General features: G+C 54.3%; 11 protein-coding genes and 1 tRNA gene. 3 read left to right on the top strand and 9 right to left on the bottom strand.

What is annotated here, in order from left to right; genetic code table 11:
• Positions 1 to 9: 9 nt before the first annotated feature.
• From priA to IPH75_10775, 4 genes are all read right to left on the bottom strand, one after another.
• The gene (priA, locus tag IPH75_10790) at positions 10 to 2397 is read right to left on the bottom strand and encodes a primosomal protein N' (GenBank protein ID MBK7142555.1); all 2388 of its coding nucleotides are present in this window, start codon (positions 2395 to 2397) and stop codon (positions 10 to 12) included.
• A gap of 67 nt (positions 2398 to 2464) precedes the next feature.
• Positions 2465 to 3835, bottom strand: a complete 1371-nt coding sequence (locus IPH75_10785) for a tetratricopeptide repeat protein (protein ID MBK7142554.1) — start codon at positions 3833 to 3835, stop codon at positions 2465 to 2467.
• A gap of 80 nt (positions 3836 to 3915) precedes the next feature.
• The gene (locus IPH75_10780; protein MBK7142553.1) at positions 3916 to 5262 is read right to left on the bottom strand and encodes a DUF4140 domain-containing protein; all 1347 of its coding nucleotides are present in this window, start codon (positions 5260 to 5262) and stop codon (positions 3916 to 3918) included.
• A 113-nt stretch (positions 5263 to 5375) separates the two neighbouring features.
• Complete coding sequence (locus IPH75_10775; protein ID MBK7142552.1) at positions 5376 to 6311, bottom strand: squalene/phytoene synthase family protein; 936 nt, start codon at positions 6309 to 6311, stop codon at positions 5376 to 5378.
• Between the two features lie 84 nt (positions 6312 to 6395).
• On the opposite strand from IPH75_10775, the gene IPH75_10770 reads away from it, so the two are divergent.
• A complete protein-coding gene (locus IPH75_10770; GenBank protein ID MBK7142551.1) occupies positions 6396 to 7598 on the top strand; it encodes a glycosyltransferase family 4 protein in 1203 nt (400 codons plus the stop codon).
• 7 nt (positions 7599 to 7605) lie between these two features.
• On the opposite strand, the gene mfd is transcribed toward IPH75_10770, so the two are convergent.
• From mfd to motA, 3 genes are all read right to left on the bottom strand, one after another.
• A complete protein-coding gene (mfd, locus tag IPH75_10765) occupies positions 7606 to 11037 on the bottom strand; it encodes a transcription-repair coupling factor (GenBank protein ID MBK7142550.1) in 3432 nt (1143 codons plus the stop codon).
• Between the two features lie 218 nt (positions 11038 to 11255).
• The gene (locus tag IPH75_10760; GenBank protein MBK7142549.1) at positions 11256 to 12101 is read right to left on the bottom strand and encodes an OmpA family protein; all 846 of its coding nucleotides are present in this window, start codon (positions 12099 to 12101) and stop codon (positions 11256 to 11258) included.
• 3 nt (positions 12102 to 12104) lie between these two features.
• Positions 12105 to 12962 carry a flagellar motor stator protein MotA gene (motA, locus tag IPH75_10755; GenBank protein ID MBK7142548.1) on the bottom strand — a complete coding sequence of 286 codons (858 nt, stop codon included), beginning with the start codon at positions 12960 to 12962 and terminating at the stop codon, positions 12105 to 12107.
• Between the two features lie 172 nt (positions 12963 to 13134).
• Between motA and IPH75_10750 the strand changes: the two genes are divergently transcribed.
• Complete coding sequence (locus IPH75_10750; protein MBK7142547.1) at positions 13135 to 14475, top strand: cation:proton antiporter; 1341 nt, start codon at positions 13135 to 13137, stop codon at positions 14473 to 14475.
• Positions 14476 to 14708: 233 nt separating this feature from the next.
• A tRNA-Met gene (locus tag IPH75_10745) sits at positions 14709 to 14785 on the top strand.
• A 501-nt stretch (positions 14786 to 15286) separates the two neighbouring features.
• On the opposite strand, the gene IPH75_10740 is transcribed toward IPH75_10745, so the two are convergent.
• Positions 15287 to 16315, bottom strand: a complete 1029-nt coding sequence (locus IPH75_10740) for a hypothetical protein (protein MBK7142546.1) — start codon at positions 16313 to 16315, stop codon at positions 15287 to 15289.
• A gap of 1137 nt (positions 16316 to 17452) precedes the next feature.
• Positions 17453 to 17971, bottom strand: coding sequence for a hypothetical protein (locus IPH75_10735; protein ID MBK7142545.1), 519 nt, complete (start codon positions 17969 to 17971; stop codon positions 17453 to 17455).
• Between the last annotated feature and the right edge of the window lie 47 nt (positions 17972 to 18018).

Raw genomic sequence — 18018 nt, 5'->3', positions numbered from 1 at the left:
CGACTCGCACTACATCATATCATCCGGGTCAATATCGACAATGACCTTGATCGCCGCCGGCAGTTTGAAGCGCGATTCCTCCGCCTCCCATTGAGTCAACATCCGGACGAATGCGACCTGCTGGTTGGTCTTGACGATGATATGACGGCGGTAGCTTTTGCGCAGAAGGTAAAGCGGACACGGGTGCGGGCCGAGCAGTTGCGCAGTGATACCGCTTTGTGCCAATCGCGCCTTGAGGCGGGCATGAAACTCCAGCGCGACTGTCTCCAGCGAGGCTTCCTCGAGCGACGAGAAGATGATATTAGTAAGTCTGACAAACGGCGGATAACTGCATTCCTGGCGCGAGAGAAGTTCCCGTTCGTAGAACGACCGGAAGTCCTGCCGCGAAGCATCGGTGATCAACTCCGATTCCGGCGCGTAGGTCTGGAAGATGACCTCGCCGCGAATTCCTGCACGCCCGGACCGTCCGGCCACCTGCAAGAGGCGGGCGAATGTTTTTTCGGTTGAGCGGAAGTCCGGCAGATCGGAACCGCTGTCCGCAGAGAGGACGCCGACCAGCGAGACATTCGGCATGTCCAGTCCCTTGGTCACCATTTGTGTCCCGAGCAACAGGTTGTACTCACGCTGAGCGAACGCATTCAGAATGCGATGCGCCGAGACTCGCCCACCTGCGGAGTCCGAGTCCAGTCGAATGGTGGTGGCGCCAACAAACAGTTTCGGGATCATCTCTTCCACCTTCTGCGTCCCGGCTCCCATGTAGAGGATCTTTGTCCCGAAACATTGGTCGCAGTTATCGTAGTTGGAGCGGATAAATCCGCAATAATGACAGGTGAGGCGGTGACCAACTTTATGGTAGGTCAGACGGATATTACAGGACGGGCAGAGAGGTATATGACCGCAGTCGCCACACCGGAGCATTGGCGAATAGCCCCGTCGATTTAAGAAGAGAATCACCTGTTGGTCGAGCGCCAGCCGCTTCTCAACTTCCTTCTTGAGCGGAAGGGAAACGAAGCCGGCCTCTCCCTTGACTCCCTCGGTCCGCATATCAACAATCCGGATCTCCGGAAGGACCGCTTCTCCGGGGCGCTGGGTCAATTCCAGCAGATGGTATCTCCCCTGTCGGGCGTGGTAGTATGACTCAATCGATGGCGAGGCTGAGCCGAGCAGGACGGGGATATTGTTTTGTTTGGCGCGCATGATGGCGCAATCTCGCCCATGAAAGCGCGGCGAAGGATCATCCTGCTTGTATGAACCATCATGCTCTTCATCGACGATGATCAGTCCGAGATCCGGGAGCGGCGCAAAGATGGCGGAGCGTGGTCCGACCACAATGCGATACTTGCCGCGTCGAATACCGCGCCAGCTATCCAGCCGTTCACGGTCGGTCATGGCCGAATGAATGACCGTCACCTGATCGCCGAAAAATCCGCGAAGGTACGCGAGGGTCGCGCCACTCAACGCGATCTCAGGAGTCAGGACCAGCGCGGTTTTGTGAAGGTCGATCACCGCCTGCGCGAGGTGACAGTAAACGATCGTTTTCCCCGAACCGGTGATACCATGCAGGAGAAAGGGTTTAAATCCCGCCGTCAGTGCTGGTGTCACCGTGTCGACAACGCTCCGTTGTTCGGCGTTGAGTGAGATACTCCGGACTTCCGGCCGCCCCTTGATGAAATCAAGCGGATGGTTTTCTTTTGCGGGGATCGGCAGAAGAAGCCGTTGGGCGATCGCTTTTCCGAGGTAGTGTTCACTCCAGCCCAGTTCTCTTAATTCACTGCGGCTCTTTTCGCCGTAAAACGGCACGGGGGGCTGTTTCCCTTTTGCCGCCAGAGTCTCAAGCTGTGCATCCTCGGCCATCCGATAACCACCGATCCGTTGGGAATCATCGGAGGCATCCCCATCCCAAATCTCTTCGACCAGACCCTCGCTCACCAGCTTGCGAAAGATCGTTTTTCCGGACTGGTGAATGCTCTGTAGTGTGGCGGCAGAGATCTTCTTGCCTGGTTTACAGAGTGACTCAACCTGTTTTGGGATGGTAAGTATCTGGTCGGCCCAGCGATAGCGGACAGCCACTGCGGATTTCAGCATCGACGGAAGAGCGCAGGCGAGAACATCCGCCGGATTAGCGAAATAGTAATCAGCCATCCAGAGGCAGAATTGAAACAGGTCCGCGGAGAAAAAGCTGACTTCATCCAGCGGTTTGATCACCTGCTTGACCGTAATATTGCCCGGAGGTGGTTCGGATGGACCGAGATAGTAGCCGAGTTTTCTCCCTTTGCCGAACGGAACGAGCAGTCGTTGCCCGGGGGTGAGCGGTCCGATCGCGTCATGTGTCGCATAGGTAAACGCCCGGCGCAATGGTCCGGCGATCGCCACGGTGATCAAAGGGTGGGATGACATGTTCTGGAATATAGAAAAGGCAGGACGAACTGTCCTGCCTTAAATTTCAAAAGGTGATACTGGGTGCTTACTTAAGGTGCTCTTTGGCTTTAGCGGCCTTGGCCGACATGCCTTCTTCCGCATACAGGTCGGCGAGTCGTTCCCAGACCTGACGGTTGTCCGGTTCCAGTTCGACTGCCTTTTCGTACGCGGTGATCGCATCCTTGAATTTCTTCATGTTGATATGAGCATCGCCAAGCGAGATCCAGTGTTCGGTTCGGCTCGGTTCCAGTTCGGTCAGTTTACCGAATGCGGTCGTTGCAGCGACAAAGTCCGAAGTGACAAACGCGACGACGGCATATTCTTCAACCGCGATCAGATTGGTCGGGTCATTTTCAAACGCACGCTTGAAATAGACTTTTGATGAATCGAACAGCTCCGCCCGATAGTCGGTCCATTTCTTGATTGCGGCCTCGTCTTTGCGGTCCTTGGCTGCGTTGGTCGAATCGTTTGCCCAGATGCCCAACTGATTGAAATACTGCCCAAGCCCTAACAGCGCGTCCGGCTGGTTCGGGTTGAGTCCAAGGATCTGGTGATTGATCATCGCCGCAGAGTCATAGAACTTGCAGTTGTTGTAGCAGATGGTCAGGTTGAGCAGGTTGCCGGTATCCGAGGGAGCCACTCCGGCGTACTGCTTCAGATACGGGATCGCTTCGCAATACTTGTTTTCGCCAAGGATATTATAGGCGATCTGCAGGAGGATCTGGGTTGAGTCGGCTGTGTATTTCAAACCACGCTGCAGCCACTCGTTGGAGAGGGAGAGATTCCCCTGTTTTTCGGCGACCGATCCGGCCAGCAGATAGGCGCGGTTATCCGTGGAATCGAGGATAATACAGAGCCTGACATTAAAGAGCGCAGAGTCGCCAGCGGCCATGATCTTCTCTTTGTAGTAGGCTTTGGTGGTGGAATCCGCTTCCGCCTTCATTTCCTTGGACGCTTCCTCGATCGTGCCCAGTTGCTCGATCCCCTGATTGTAATAAATGCGCCAGTATTTGACCGCGGTCGAATCGCAGCGATCAGAGAAGTCCTGGCAATTCTTACGGTAGTTGGCCTTGATCTTGGAATTGGCGCAGGTCTGCTTGAGGGAGTCACGGTAGGCCGCCATTACCATCACCCACGGCTCTTTATCCTTGGGGCTGGAGATCTGGTCGACAAAGCCTGCGGCGATCTGGTTCTGCCAGTAGTAGGCTTCCGGATGCGGACCATACCACATCAACAGCGAATCGAGATTCGGTATGGCGACTCTCAGGTGAGCAGTATCTTTGTAGCCAATCGCGATCTGCGCGGACTCGATATAGGCTTTTTCAGGGAGTTTTCGTCCCTTTCTCTGGGCCTCGGCTGATCCGGCGACCATCGTCAGCGCCAGGGCCAATATGACTAACCTCATGAATGTCTTCAAACTATGCCTCCTGATAATCGATACACCCGTACAGTTTTCCGGCCAAATGTAACATTTGTCACAAGCCTTGTCAACCCACGCTACCATGAGATCCGGACCTTGTACTTCGAGATCACCGTCTGATCCGGCGGTACCGTGATATCAAACGTCAGCGTGTTGGCATCCTTCAGTTTATACTGGAAATCCGCCTGTTTCACTTCGACTGACCCATACAGATTCTTCTCTACAGAGATCGTGACTGTCTCTTTCTTATGATTGCGGAATTCGATCTCAAAATCCCGCTCTTCGACTCGGTCGGAGATGCGCGTTTGGGTCATCATCCGTTCTTCGGCGGCGATATCAAACGCATAGCCGACTCGCAGGTTGACCTCTTCATCCTTCGGCGTATGGTCGATCAGGTCTTCACCCAGAAGTACCAGTGCGCCATCCGTGTCTGCCTTAAAGAGGCGTACTCGTCCGGCCGGAAGCGGCATTCCCAGTCCGGTCTGCTCCGAGTTTTTGAATTTCACCGCAACCGCAACCTGTTTCTGGTTCTCTTCCGGTTTGTAGACATACACTTTGCGAACCGAGGCTTTCGCCGGATCAAACAGCGATAGCTGTTTGATCTCTTTATCCAGCACGGTCGCTTTGCGTGGGAGTGTGTACATATGATATTCGAAGAACTGCTTCTCTTCAAAACCGGCGGCGTCGGCGGTTGCAGAGAGCTCCATTCGCCCTTTGTATATCGGCTGCGGTGGCTGATTGGCGCGCGAGATATCACCCGCGATCAGTTTCAGAGAAGCATCCTTGTAGCTCTTGCCGGAGAAGTTGTTGATGGAGGACCAGCCGGAGAGGCCAAGAGAGGTTTCTTTTTCGTCCAGCACGCCGACATACTCCGCATTCCAGCTCAGTCCACTGGTCTGGTAACCAACGCGGAGATCCACTTTGCCGCTGGTGGAGGAATTATAGAGCCAATTGAGAGTCGGGCGAGTGATCAGTCCCTCGGGTAATGCCGGGAAACTGACTTCGGTCACTTTCGCGGAGGTAACGATCTTCACCTTACCGGATGCATCCATCAACGTGATCGCCCCACCACTGTAAGCGAGAAGTTTTCCGCTATAGAGTTTTCCATCTTCGTCAACGATCTCGATCTGTTCATCGATATACTTCTGGTACATCTGCTCCGGGCTGACCAGATCGTAAGCGTAATTCTGCTCCAGGATAGTCAGCTTGTTGTTGCCGCCGGGTAATTCCACCCGCACCGAAGCCGCATCGATCAGCGCCGGAACATCGGTGAAAGAGAGACGATTTCTCCCCTGCTTGATATCCAATGAGCGTGTTTCACTGATGACACCCAGATTATTGTTGTAGACGGTGACTGCCATGTCGGATGCCTGGGCGGCTATTGCCCCCAGCAGGAACATCCCGGTGCAAAATAGTTTTTTCATTTCTGCTCCTACTTCCTTTATACCCGAAAAGTCGTTATGCATAAGACTGTTCATTCCATCTCACTGTTTACTGTAAGTCAATACAAGTAGAACAGGAGAATCTTCCCTGAGTTTCAGGATACTTCGCGAAAGTTATTGATAGTCAACTGGATACGGGACTCAATTGCTTCCGGCGATGGGTTCGTCGCCGCAGTGGTGAACCGGCCACCGACCGGGTCGATCTGCTCGAATATCTGGCTATATAATGAGTAGATCAACTCAAGACTCAACTGATATCTCGGCGCAAGCAAGGGCAAAGTTTTGTCAACCATTCGACGCGCCAGGACCTGGTACTCGCCGGCGATCCAATGATAATCCGACATCAGCCCGCGAAGTTGCTTCGTTACCGACTGATTGATCGCCAGTTCTCGAATCTGCTCGCGCGTCAGATCGTTACGACGCAGGATGTCATCAGAGAAGTAATTCAGTCCTTCCCGCTGGTCCTTTTCGAAATCGCGCATCAGATGTACCAGATATGAAAAGATCGCCAGTGGGCGGGCCGCCAGTCGGATATCATATGGCGGAACCTGCCGCTCTCCCTGCGCGCCACGTACGCCGCAGAGATGCATGAAGACGGCGGCCGGTGAAATCGCCGCTCCCTCGCAATACCGAAGGAACTGATGAAACGTACTAAATCCATTATTAGTCAGGTCGTAGATCATGGCGCGACAGAGTCGTTCCCACGGCCAGAGCGGCATGCGGAAATCGGCCAGTGTCGCCAGAAATGCGGTGGTGAATTGATCGGTCGAGCGCCCGGCCGTTGCCTCGGCGACCCATTGGCTGATCCCTGCCTCGATCTCGATGATCTCTTCTGGCGTGATCGGTGTTTGCAGGGCGCGTCGATGATCCACCAGATCATCGATCCGCCGCATCGAACGATAACAGGTCCGAAACGCCTCATAGCGGTCAGCTTCCCAGACTCGCGCCGCGATATCCAGGATCGGATTGGTCAGGATAGCGCTGAAATCAAGATGGGTGGCAAAATCGAGTTGTCGGGAAACCTGCTTCATACGTGCTGGTGAATATACAAAGTTGCCTCAGCCGGGGACATTTTAATTTCATTAGCGATTTCGATGTTGTACACTTAATAGACTATGAGCGAGCCAGTTAGACTACTGATCCTGACCCACAACTATCCCCGCTTTGCGGGTGACTTTGCCGGCGGCTTTATCGCACTTCTGGCGAGAAAACTTACCGAGCAGGGAATTGCGCCAATTGTGCTGGCGCCACATGATGCCGGTCTCCCCGAATATGAGGTGATGGATGGTGTACCGGTCTATCGCTTTCGCTATGCGCCGACAGATGCCGAAGAGACGATCGCCTATCGCGGCGCCATGCATCAACTGGTACTTGGCTCAGTCAGCGGCATTTTCCAGTTCAAGCGATTCCTCGATGCATTTCGCACAGCGGCATTTAAGATCATCGCTGAGCAGAAGATCCAGGTGGTCGCGGGCAATTGGCTGATTCCGTCCGGCATCGTCATGAAGTCTATCGCCTCCAAAACCGATCTGCCGATGATCCTTTCTTCCCACGGGACCGATATCCGTCTGATCTCCAAGTATGCCAAACTCTCCCGGCTCTATTTTGGCGGACTGACCAGGCGGTTGCATCGATGGACTGTTGTTTCATCCTATCTGCGCGATGAGATCATCGAGATGGAGCCTTCGGTCGGATCATTACTCGAGGTACTCCCTCTCCCCCATGACGAGACCATTTTCTTCCGCGATGCGGCAGTCGAGCGTGACCCCAACCTGGTAGTGGCGGTAACCCGCTTCACCGATCAGAAGCGCGTTGATTTCCTGATCAAAGCGTTCGCGCTGGTAACGGAGAAGCATCCGGCTGCCAAGCTGGAGATCTACGGTGGTGGTCCGCTTCAGGACTCTATACAAGGGATGATCAAGCAGTTTGGATTGGAGACGTTTGTCACGATCACTCCCCCTGTTTCGCAGACGGCGTTGCGGACCGTTTACAATCGCGCGGCGATATCCGTGCTGAATTCGTATCGCGAGGGATTCGGCCTGGCGCTTTCGGAAGCAATGATGTGCGGCGCGTGCGCAGTGGGGACGCGATCGGGCGGAATAGTTGACATTATCGAGGACGGCAAAACCGGTCGGTTGGTAGAACTGGATAACAGCGCCAAACTCGCCAATTGCCTAGTCGAACTGCTGCAGGATCCGGCGAAGCGGTCCGCGATGGCTGAGGTCGGGCATCACTATGCTCAGGCGACCTATGCATCCGGTCCATTGGCGGCCAGATACGCCGCGCTCGTGCGCGAGGCCGCCACCCGAGGTCGCTGAGACGGTTCTATCCGACCTTGCTGAGCATTCCGCGAAGGTGCGGGAGACGCTCCGTTTCATTCAATGAACTGAGATCGATATCGATTCGCGGAGCACCCAGGAGTGAAAACTCCATCGGGCGGTCGGTCCCCTGTCGGAGTGCTTCCACTTCCGGTCGGGTCAGTCGACGGTTCTCACCGAAAAAGAGATTCACGCGTCCAGACCGGATCTTCACTTTCTCAACTTCCAAAAGCGATGCGGCTATCTTCACTGCGGTAGCCTCGATCAGATTGAGCGCGGACTGCGGCATTCGTCCATATCGATCAGCCACTTCCTCCCGGATCTTTTCGACATCATCCAGGTTGCGGGCATCCGCCAATCGACGGTACACATCGACTTTCTGTCTTCGGTCGTTGATATACTCGTCCGCGAGATATGTCTCGATATCGATCTCCAGCTTGGTTTCCGGCAGACGCTGGATCTCTTCACCGCGCAATTCGGCGACCGCTTCCTCGAGCAAACGATTGTAGAGATCATAGCCAACTTCTTCGATGAAGCCGGACTGTTTCGGGCCAAGGATTGTTCCCGCCCCTCTGATCTCAAGATCCCGCATCGCCAGGGCGAAACCTGATCCAAGATCGGAGTGTGCTTCAAGGGCGCGCAATCGCTTGATGGCGTCGCGGTTGAGCATCCGCATTGGCGGTGTCAATAGATATGAATAGGCTCGACGGTCCGATCTCCCCACTCGCCCGCGCAACTGATACAACTGCGCCAGTCCGAATCGATCGGCGCGATTGATGATGATCGTATTGGCATTCGGGATATCCAGTCCGGATTCGATGATCGAAGTACACAGCAACAGGTCAAACCGCTTGGCCATGAAGGCGAGCATGATCCCTTCAAGGGTTCGCTCATGCATCTGACCATGCGCCACGGCGATCTCGATCTTGGGAAGCAACTTCTTGAGATACTCATGCATTGCTTCGATCGTCTGTACCCGGTTGTGCACGAAAAAGACCTGTCCGCCGCGCTCCAGTTCGCGAAGAATGGTCGTGGTGATAACCGAAGGATCGAATTCGGCGATCTCGGTAATGATCGGTAACCTGTCTTTGGGTGAGGTGTTGATCAGGCTCATGTCGCGCGCCCCCATCAGCGACATTTGCAATGTCCGTGGGATCGGCGTGGCGGTCATGGCCAACGTATCGACAGTTGCGGCGATCTCCCGCAATTTCTCTTTATGCTTTACGCCAAACCGATGTTCCTCATCGATCACCAGGAGCCCGAGCTTGGAGAACTCGACATCTCTGGAGAGGAGGCGATGAGTTCCGATCACCAGATCCACCTGCCCGGCCGCCACGCGCTTGACTGTCTCAAGCTGTTCAGCTCGACTCCGAAAACGAGAAAGCAGTTCTATCTTGAACGGATAATCTCGTAATCTCTCAGAAAACGTGGTGAAATGCTGTTGTGCCAGGATGGTTGTCGGCACCAGCAAGGCGACCTGCTTACCGCCGTCCATAGCCTTAAACGCGGCGCGAATCGCCACTTCGGTTTTTCCATACCCGACATCACCGCAGACCAGGCGATCCATTGGATTCTCAATCGCCAGATCCCGTTTGACATCATCGATCGCTTTTTGTTGGTCGGGTGTTTCATCATACGGAAAGGACGCTTCTAGCTGCTTCAACCAGACGGAATCCTCGCCAAACGCGTGACCCGAGCGGGTCTTGCGCGCGGCGTAGAGGCGGATCAGATCGGCCGCCATGTCGGCGATCGCCTTCTTGGTCCTGGCCTTCAGCTTCTCCCATCCCGGGCCACCCAATGCGGTCAACTGCGGAGCAGAATCTTTGCCGGAGTATTTGGAGACGCGGTTGAATTCTTCTATCGGTACATACAGCTTGTCGGTCCCGGCATACTGCAACAGCAAACAATCCCGATTCCGCTTGTCCACAGTGAGGGTCTGCAGACCGAGATAGCGTGCGATCCCATATTCGGTGTGTACGACATAGTCCCCCTTCATCAGGGCGGAGTAGTCGGAGATCGCCACTCCCTCGCGGAATTTCTTGCGACGGATCCGCCGGTGGTGACGGCTGAAGATCTCATGGTCTGTCAGGATGACAAATCCGGCATCGGGGCAGGCAAAGCCTGCGCGGATCGAAACTACCTCAACATGGGGCCGCACGGCGAGCGACGCTTTCTGCTGGATCAATTCATCCAGCCGAGCTGCCTGTCCCTCATTGTCGGTGGTGATGACGTAGTCGATATTGATATCCCGGTAATCCCCGATCGCTTTCCCCAGCAGATCAAGGCGGGCATTAAACGCGGGATGCGGCTGGCAGTTGAAGGCGATCACATCCGCTTTGGCTCCGCGAAACGGCAGGTGGTTGATGTGGGTCTTCCCCTCGAGACGGGAAAAGACTTTGTCCGGCGCCAGGTAATATTCGGTCGGGGCGGGAAGGCGGCTCAACCGCTCCTTCAGTCTCGCATGCAAAGACTCAGCTTCAAGGATCACTGCATCCGCTTCTTCTTTGAGCGATTCTTCGTTCTGGAGGAAGACCACCGTATTCTCGGGGAGATAGTCGAGGATCGATCCCTGCTTGAGTCCAAAAAGCACGGAGAGCCATTCGAGTCCCGGGAGTTCCGGGTCATTCAGGTAGCGATGTCGAATATAGTCGGCATCATCTTCCGGGAGTTTCCCCAGTTCCTCTTCCAGCGTCTCCTGCGTGATCGGGATCTCTCGTTTCGGCAGGATCGTCACTCGATCGACTTGCCCGACAGTCCGCTGATTGCCGACCTCAAAATAGCGGATCGTTTCCACCTGATCATCAAACAGCTCCACGCGAACCGGGAATTCCGATCCGGGGGTGAACAGATCGATCAGTCCGCCACGCCGTGCGAAATCTCCCACCTCTTCGACCAGCGGCACCCGTTTGAAACCAAGCTGCACCAGTCGTTCCACTATTTCGTCGATATCAATCAACTTCCCGACCTCGATATCAACCCGACTTGAGTCAAGGATCTCGACCGGGATGGTTGGCTCCATCAGGGCGCGTAACGGGCAGACGACTACCGATAGGCGATGGTCGATCAATCCGGCCAGAGTACTGATCCGTTGTCCCATGATCTCGCCGACGGGCGCCTTGAAGTCATACGGGAGGATCTGCCGGGAGGGATAAAACGCCAACTTCTCCTGATCCATCAGGAAAAGGAGATCTTCGTGCAGTTCCGCCGCTTCATCCGTGGAGCGAGTGACAACGACAATTGGGCGGTCGGTTTGTTGCGCCAGCGCATGCACCAGAAATGCCTCGGCCGATCCGGCCAGCCCGGCGACAGAGAGGCGCGGATGGTCCCCCTGCAGACGATTCTGCAGCTCGATTACCGGTGCGTATTGTTGCCAGAGGGACAACAGTTGGAGGAAGCGGGTCGGAGTGTGGGTCGGTTGGGTGCGAGTCTCTGTTTTCATATTTCCCGATACGCGAAAACCCACCCGGTGGGTGGGGATGCTGTGGTTATGGTTCTGTCCCTGTCACTTACGTGAAACAAACGGGATCAGGAGTGCCTGTCGGACAACACAAAAGCCCCGATCACAATTGGACCGGGGGGCATTCATTTAATGCTGAGGCAGAATATATGGGAGCGCTTGACGATTGTCAGGCAAGAAATCGAGGTGTGAACCTGATATTACCCGTTTTCGCTGAACAGGTCGCCATCGACCTCCACCTGGTCATACGTCTTTTCTTTCGCTTCGTACAACACCAGGATCGTCACGCGACGGTTGCGGGCATCGGAAGGATTTTCGACTATCATGGGGAATTTGTCGGCATAGCCGCGCACCTCGCGGATCTGCCCGTCGTGCAGCCCGGAAACCTCCATCAGCTCGCGCGCCGAGTTGGCACGGTCCGCGGAAAGCTCCCAGTTAGTATAGCCGGCTTCGCCACCGAAAGTATTGTCGGTGTGTCCTTCGAGGACGAGGCGATTCTGCAGTTTTCCCAGTTCCTGGGCGATCACCATCAGGACCACCGCGCTTTTTTGCAGCAATTTGTCGGAGCCGGGTTCGAAGAATGCGGCGGCATCCTCGGACTCGTTCAGGATGATGCGCAGTCCTTCGGCCGTGAGTTGGATCCGGATATTCTTTTTCAGCCGCTGGAAGGCTTCCTGCTTTTCGAGTTCCTGCAGGATATTCTTGGCCGCGATCGTCAGTTGCTCTTTTTCCGATTCGGAGGGGAGGTTTTCGTTTTTAATCGGGTTATTGACCAACCCCATAGTCGGGTTTTCCGCATTGATCGCGTTTGCGGTCCCTTTCAGAACGCCCGACCGTCCCTCTTGATTGAATTTCCCCGGGTCGCGGAAATAGCCGGCGACCGCTTCCTTGACATCGTCCTTCTGCCCGACCAGCCACATCACGAGGAAAAAGCACATCATGGCCGTCATGAAATCAGCAAACGCCACTTTCCAAGCGCCGCCGTGATGGCCATGTCCGCCATGTTTTTTTCGCTTGATAATGATCGGTTGGACTTCGTCAGCCACGGCTTACTTCTTCTTTGACTCGTTACAGGCTTTTTCCAGTTCGGTGAATCCGGGACGAACTTCCGCAAAAAGCGTTCGACGGGCGAATTCCACTGCGATAACGCCGGCCACTCCCTTATGGAAAGAGAGGAGCGCATGTTTCATGCAGCCAAGATACTGCTTGGTATCGTTGATCCGGTGCGTCATGCTGGCGGCCAATGGACCGACAAAGCCGTAGCACCCCAAAATTCCAAGGAAAGTACCGACCAGTGCGGCGGCCACTTTGTGTCCGATAACTTCGGGCGGGCCGTTGATCGCGGACATCGTCAATACGACGCCGAGCACCGCCGCGACAATTCCCAGCCCCGGAAGCGAGTCGGCTACCGAACTGAGCGCCTGGGACGGGCGAAGTTCTTCGGCATGCAGGGTGTCTATATCCTCTTCCATCAGGTCAGCCAGATCATGCGGCTGGACCGATCCGGAAATGATGACGCGCATGGTGTCGCAGAAAAATTCCACGGCGTGGTGGTTTGCCAGGAATTTGGGATAACGTTTGAAGATCTCGGATTCTTTGGGGTGTTCGATATGGTTTTCCAGGCCGACCAGACCATCGCGGCGCGCGACATTGAAGATCTCGTACATCATGACGAGCAGTTCGAGATAATCCTTTTTACCGAGCCCTGCGCCAAGGACTCCTTTGGCCTGACCGATGATTCCTTTGATCACGGTCAATGGCGTGGCGATCAGCAGAGCGCCCAAAGCCGCGCCACCAATGATCATCACTTCGAGGGGCTGATAGAGAGCCAATGCCTGGCCGCCTTCCAGCATAAAGCCGCCCAGAACGCCGCCGACCACGACAATCGCGCCGATGATTATGAACATAGTATAAGCCCTGAAACCCCAGTTGTTTACTTGTCTTGAACCGCCTTATCTGCATATAATTATCGGCAGACGGCCCTGAAACTATACCGATTCGGCCGATTCGCCCCGGTGGCAAGATTCTCCCGATTAACGGGACACAGCAGGTTCGATCTTTCGGTAACTGGAGTCTGAGGTGAAACTTACAAGACTACTGACCTTCCAGCGATCCCGGCTACTTATGGTGATGTTGGGCGGGCTGGCATTATATGAGGTCGCACTTGCGGCCGGCGGAGGGGATAGCGGCCATGGTGGCGCGGTGCTTAATGTCCTGCTCGAACTGATCGTCATCCTTCTGGCAGCTAAGCTTGGCGGTGATCTGTTCGAACGGGTCAGTCAACCGGCTGTGTTGGGAGAGCTGATCATCGGAATGCTGATCGGCAATGCACACCTGATCGGGATCGACCTCTTCCAGGGTTTCGGTTCCAATCTCACGCTGGAGATTCTGGCCGAATTGGGTGTGATCATCCTGTTGTTCGAGGTTGGCTTAGAATCGACTGTCCGTGAAATGCGGCAGGTCGGCCTGACCTCACTGCTCGTGGCCGTTCTGGGCGTCATCGCGCCATTCTTTCTGGGATGGGGTGTCAGCATCATCTTCCTGCCCGAAGAATCGGAACTGGTGCACGCCTTCATTGGCGCTACACTTTGTGCGACCTCAGTTGGAATAACGGCGCGTGTGCTGAAAGATATCGGCAAAACCAGTTCGCGTGAATCCAAGATCATTCTTGGAGCCGCGGTGATCGATGATGTACTGGGATTAGTGATCCTCGCGATCGTCTCGGGGATAATTACTGCGGCCTCAACGGGCCAGGACGGTATTTCTGCCGGTCAGGTGAGCTGGATCATCGGCAAAGCGCTGATCTTCATTGTCGGGGCTATTGTGGTGGGACAATGGCTCCTTCCGAAATATTTCAAGCTGGCCATTCGAGTTCGCGGCAAGGGGGTTTTCCTCTCGTTCGCGTTATTGATCTGTTTCGGCCTCGCGTATGTCGCCGGCAAGATCGGCCTGGCGCCGATTGTTGGCGCATTCGCTGCCGGTCTGATCTACGACCGTATCGAATATCAGGAGTTCGAAGAGCGCGAAAAACATACCATGGAAGAACTGATCTCTCCGATCGCCATCTTCCTGGTCCCGATCTTCTTTGTGCGGATGGGGATGCTGGTGGACCTGACCACTTTCGCCCAGGTAGAGATTCTTGGATTTGCGGCAGTCCTGACGATTGCGGCGATCATCGGCAAGCAGGCCTGCTCGCTCGGGATATGGGATAAACAGACCAACCGATTCGCGGTAGGGCTCGGAATGATCCCTCGCGGCGAGGTTGGTTTGATCTTTGCGGGAATCGGTGCAAAACTTATGCTCGATGGTCACGCGGTGATCTCGGCATCGACCTACTCGGCGGTGGTGATAATGGTGATCATAACGACACTGGTGACGCCGCCGTTGTTGAAGTGGTCGATGATGCGCCGGTCGTCATAGCTCAACCGCCTCAGGTCTCCGGCGCTTATGCGTACTCTGTCCTCGTGGCCACGGTTGCCATTGGTCGACATTGGCTCAGTCGCCTTCGGTTGTATATGGCTCGACGGTTTCCGATCATTGAGATTGTCATGCGGAAAGCTTTTCCAAGTCGGACAAGGGGTTAGGGAATTATTGGACAATCGTAAGTGATTGCTTGACAGGCGATGTGGGGGCGGTATATTGGCAATCCTGATCGCGGGGTGGAGCAGTCTGGTAGCTCGTCGGGCTCATAACCCGAAGGTCGCAGGTTCAAATCCTGCCCCCGCCACCATTTCAACTGCCCCACAATCACTTACAGCCACATCGCAGACCAATAAGATCTACAACGTTAGAACCTGCTAACAAACTTCGCAACTCATTGTTTTCTCGCGCACACGATTCCTATCCAAACTGTAGCTCAGATTCATATGGAGTCTGCCGGCAATGGTAAGTCCAGATATATCTTGAGCCCAACAAACAACCCGGCGGTGGAATGGTTACCACCACCGGGTATGGTTGGCACTCGATAACTCGCCAATCGAGTGCGTCCCCTCTCAACCCCGACAATGCCCTGGAACAAGCAATCGCTGCAGAAAACTGATTTCAACTTGTTCTCAACCGGAGACCTAATCTATTTACACTGCTTGAAATGATCCCTTGAGTGTGAAAGACCCGTTTGCAGGTCACACTTAATATTAGGCGCACCGCCGCACATTTGCCGGAAAGGAATCCAGAAATCCAGCGAAGTTCTTCTAAATGAGTTGGTATGGGCGAAAGGGAGGCTCAAGACCGATCAGGGTTGCTGTTTGGCCGCATCGCGCAACTGACCCTCGGTCACCCAGGATGAGTCCATCCAATAGGTTACCTTGCAAGCGAGCGAATCGAGGTATGTGTTTTCGTCAATCTTCGGCAATTGACCTTGTTCTACTAGCGATCTTCGCTGCTTCTTGAAGTGGTCGTCCATACTGACTGTCTGAAGCCTGAATTGATTGTCGAAGTTGTAGAATAGCCATGTTTCAGCCCGAGTAACCGGAGCATTCCCCTCACCCGACCTGATTCGGATGCCCTTTCCTTCGGTACTCTCCGCTCTTAATCCCCCCTGGTACTCTTGAGAGCTCAGAATATTCGCAAGGTCGCTGGGGAGGATCAGCGTGTACTTGATTTGGTTGCCGTGCAGCACCTGAGTCAGATCAGGATGACCTGGTTCGTGCGTGTATGGCGGTGAAACACCGTAAGCCGATTCTGACGGAAGAAACCAGGTAGCACATCCATCCATCCGATTGGCAAAGCCAGTGAAGAAAAACTCCTCCACACCGTCTCCAGTGATATCCTGCGCCCATTCCAGGCGGCTTGCTCCCGAATTGATGTACCATCCATGGAGCTTACCTGAGGTATCCCAAATCTTAATATAGCACCTTCCCGGTGAATTGCGGTTCACTACTGAGACTACTCGCAGTTCACTCCGGATAAGAGTCGTGAATACGCCGCACCAAAGATCACCGAATGGATCGGAGCAGGCAACTGTATCACCGGGGTAGATCTGACAGATTCTGCCGTCCAAAGCCATCAGGCTATCTCCATCCGACGAGTAGACGTGAAGCCACCCGGCATTCTTGGCAACTGAACCACTAGACGGAATGAACAACACTTCGGGCTCGCCATCGCCGTAGAGGTCGCAAATTTTCGCATTGACCGAGGTATAGGGAGTATCGCCCCACTGAGGTATGGCCCAAAGACGGTGACCATATCGATTTACCACGTGTGACTCGGAATCATCGAATCTGAGTTCATAGGGTGTTCGATCACCAACATAGAGGCTCAAGAATAGCAGCATCACAGATAGCATTGCGAGTATGGGTACCTCCAGCCACTTATTGCGAACGCGTGCCGCCACCTTTCGTGCGACATACGAAGGCAGACCAATGGCCTCTTGTCTTGTGAGCCTTGCGTCATCGACAATCTGTTCGAGTGTTGATGCCCCGATCAGCTCGAGCTGCCGAGAGGGACATTGACTTTGTAGATTAAGCAGGAACTCCTTTGCTTCGTGAAGGTGCTCTGCCGGAATAGCCAGGCAACGAATTGAGGAGTAGAAAGCCCGTTCAATTTTGAGCTTCAGTCCATCAAGACTTATTCCCCTCAGTTCTCCCTTCCTGGAAAGCGCACCAGAGAAAGAAACTCCTGGCTCAATTCTTAGCTTGCTACGCATCACCGCAAGTCGAGTAAGAAGTGCTATCGCCCCAACTGCGAACGCGACACCCAGTGAATCTCCCGTAAACCGTGCACCAGTCGAGTCAATCGCGAACTTCACCTGGAAATGCTGTCGGGATTGAAGGCCATATTTGGCTTCTAGAAGGCTGCGCGCGGCAGCCACAGACTCCCTGGCCTGTTCCATGAAAGGATCTTCCGGTTGTTCGAGTGGATTTGTGACAATAATGTCATCTTCAGTCGCTTTTGGAAGCACGAATCCGGTGACCTTTAGGCTCAATATCCTCCCACGCGGTGCGAGCTTCAAGTCCGGGTAGTCTTCCACAAACATGCAGTTTAGGCAGATGGAGTCGTCATCGGATTCTGCCTGGTGGAGAGAATCACTTGGAGCACTGTGTCGATCGATTGAACTATCTGACAGACTTCGAAGGCTCTCGAGATCGGCGTGGAAGTGCTCGGCAATTGGCAGTCCTTCAATTTGCGAAACTACCTCAGATATTTGCTCTCGTTCTCTGGGAAGTAGCTGATCAGGAGCTATTTTGATAGCGATTCTCGATATCGCCGGGAGGAATTCCCGCAAATAAACTTCTACATGCGCGAACGGCTTCCCCTTTAGACTGAGGAGGAAGCAGACTCCGCACAAGAACACGGCGTCCGCAGGAAGCGAATGACTCTGGAGCGCTTTGCGAAATCGATCGGCGTTGGATTCGTCTTCAAAGGAGTACTGCATTCGGAAAAACGGACTCTTGTTCGCCTATTGATACAGGTACAGCTCGATCGCTCCTGGATCTTTCACCCCTGTGATGTTGACACTAGGAGCCTTGGTGGAGTGGAGCACCTGGAGATGAGTGCTGCTTCGTTCACAGACTGCCATACGCACCGGAGAATCCGGAGTAATCCCCTTGAGTTCTATGATCTGGATCTCAAGTCGACGGAACTCTCCCTCTGCATGGTAAACAACCTTGAGAATATCTCCATTGCTTGATTCAATCACCTGAGGCGTCCCCTGTTCAATCTCGGCAATCGGAGCAAGATAAAAAGACGCGCTTGGCAGTCTGAGTTCCGCTGTCAACAGATCATCTGCGGGCCAATCAATCTTCCCAAGGTTCACTCGACCGTGAGCATCGGATACATATCCACGGTCCATTTTGAAAGGATAGATAAGGGCGTGCCGGCAGAGCTCCGCATCATCTGCAAGCAAATAGAGCCATGCTTCCTTGGTCTGCTGGTCCTGCACCACCTTCATCATGATCTGTTTGTCTGTTGAGATCATGGTAATAGATGTCCGTGGCTCAGTATCTTCAGTCCCTTGTGCAGCTA

The sequence above is a fragment of the bacterium genome (assembly GCA_016708025.1).
Lineage (GTDB): Bacteria > Zixibacteria > MSB-5A5 > GN15 > FEB-12 > FEB-12.
The sequence above is the reverse complement of the archived record's forward strand: the minus strand, read 5'-3'. Positions and strand labels throughout refer to the sequence as shown.

What these genes read in the sequence shown, in the direction of transcription:
- priA (MBK7142555.1), bottom strand. Translation starts at nt 2,397, where the DNA reads ATGTCATCCCACCCTTTGATCACCGTGGCGATCGCCGGACCATTGCGC.
- IPH75_10780 (MBK7142553.1), bottom strand. Translation starts at nt 5,262, where the DNA reads ATGAAAAAACTATTTTGCACCGGGATGTTCCTGCTGGGGGCAATAGCC.
- IPH75_10770 (MBK7142551.1), top strand. Translation starts at nt 6,396, where the DNA reads ATGAGCGAGCCAGTTAGACTACTGATCCTGACCCACAACTATCCCCGC.
- mfd (MBK7142550.1), bottom strand. Translation starts at nt 11,037, where the DNA reads ATGAAAACAGAGACTCGCACCCAACCGACCCACACTCCGACCCGCTTC.
- IPH75_10775 (MBK7142552.1), bottom strand. Translation starts at nt 6,311, where the DNA reads ATGAAGCAGGTTTCCCGACAACTCGATTTTGCCACCCATCTTGATTTC.
- IPH75_10735 (MBK7142545.1), bottom strand. Translation starts at nt 17,971, where the DNA reads ATGATCTCAACAGACAAACAGATCATGATGAAGGTGGTGCAGGACCAG.
- motA (MBK7142548.1), bottom strand. Translation starts at nt 12,962, where the DNA reads ATGTTCATAATCATCGGCGCGATTGTCGTGGTCGGCGGCGTTCTGGGC.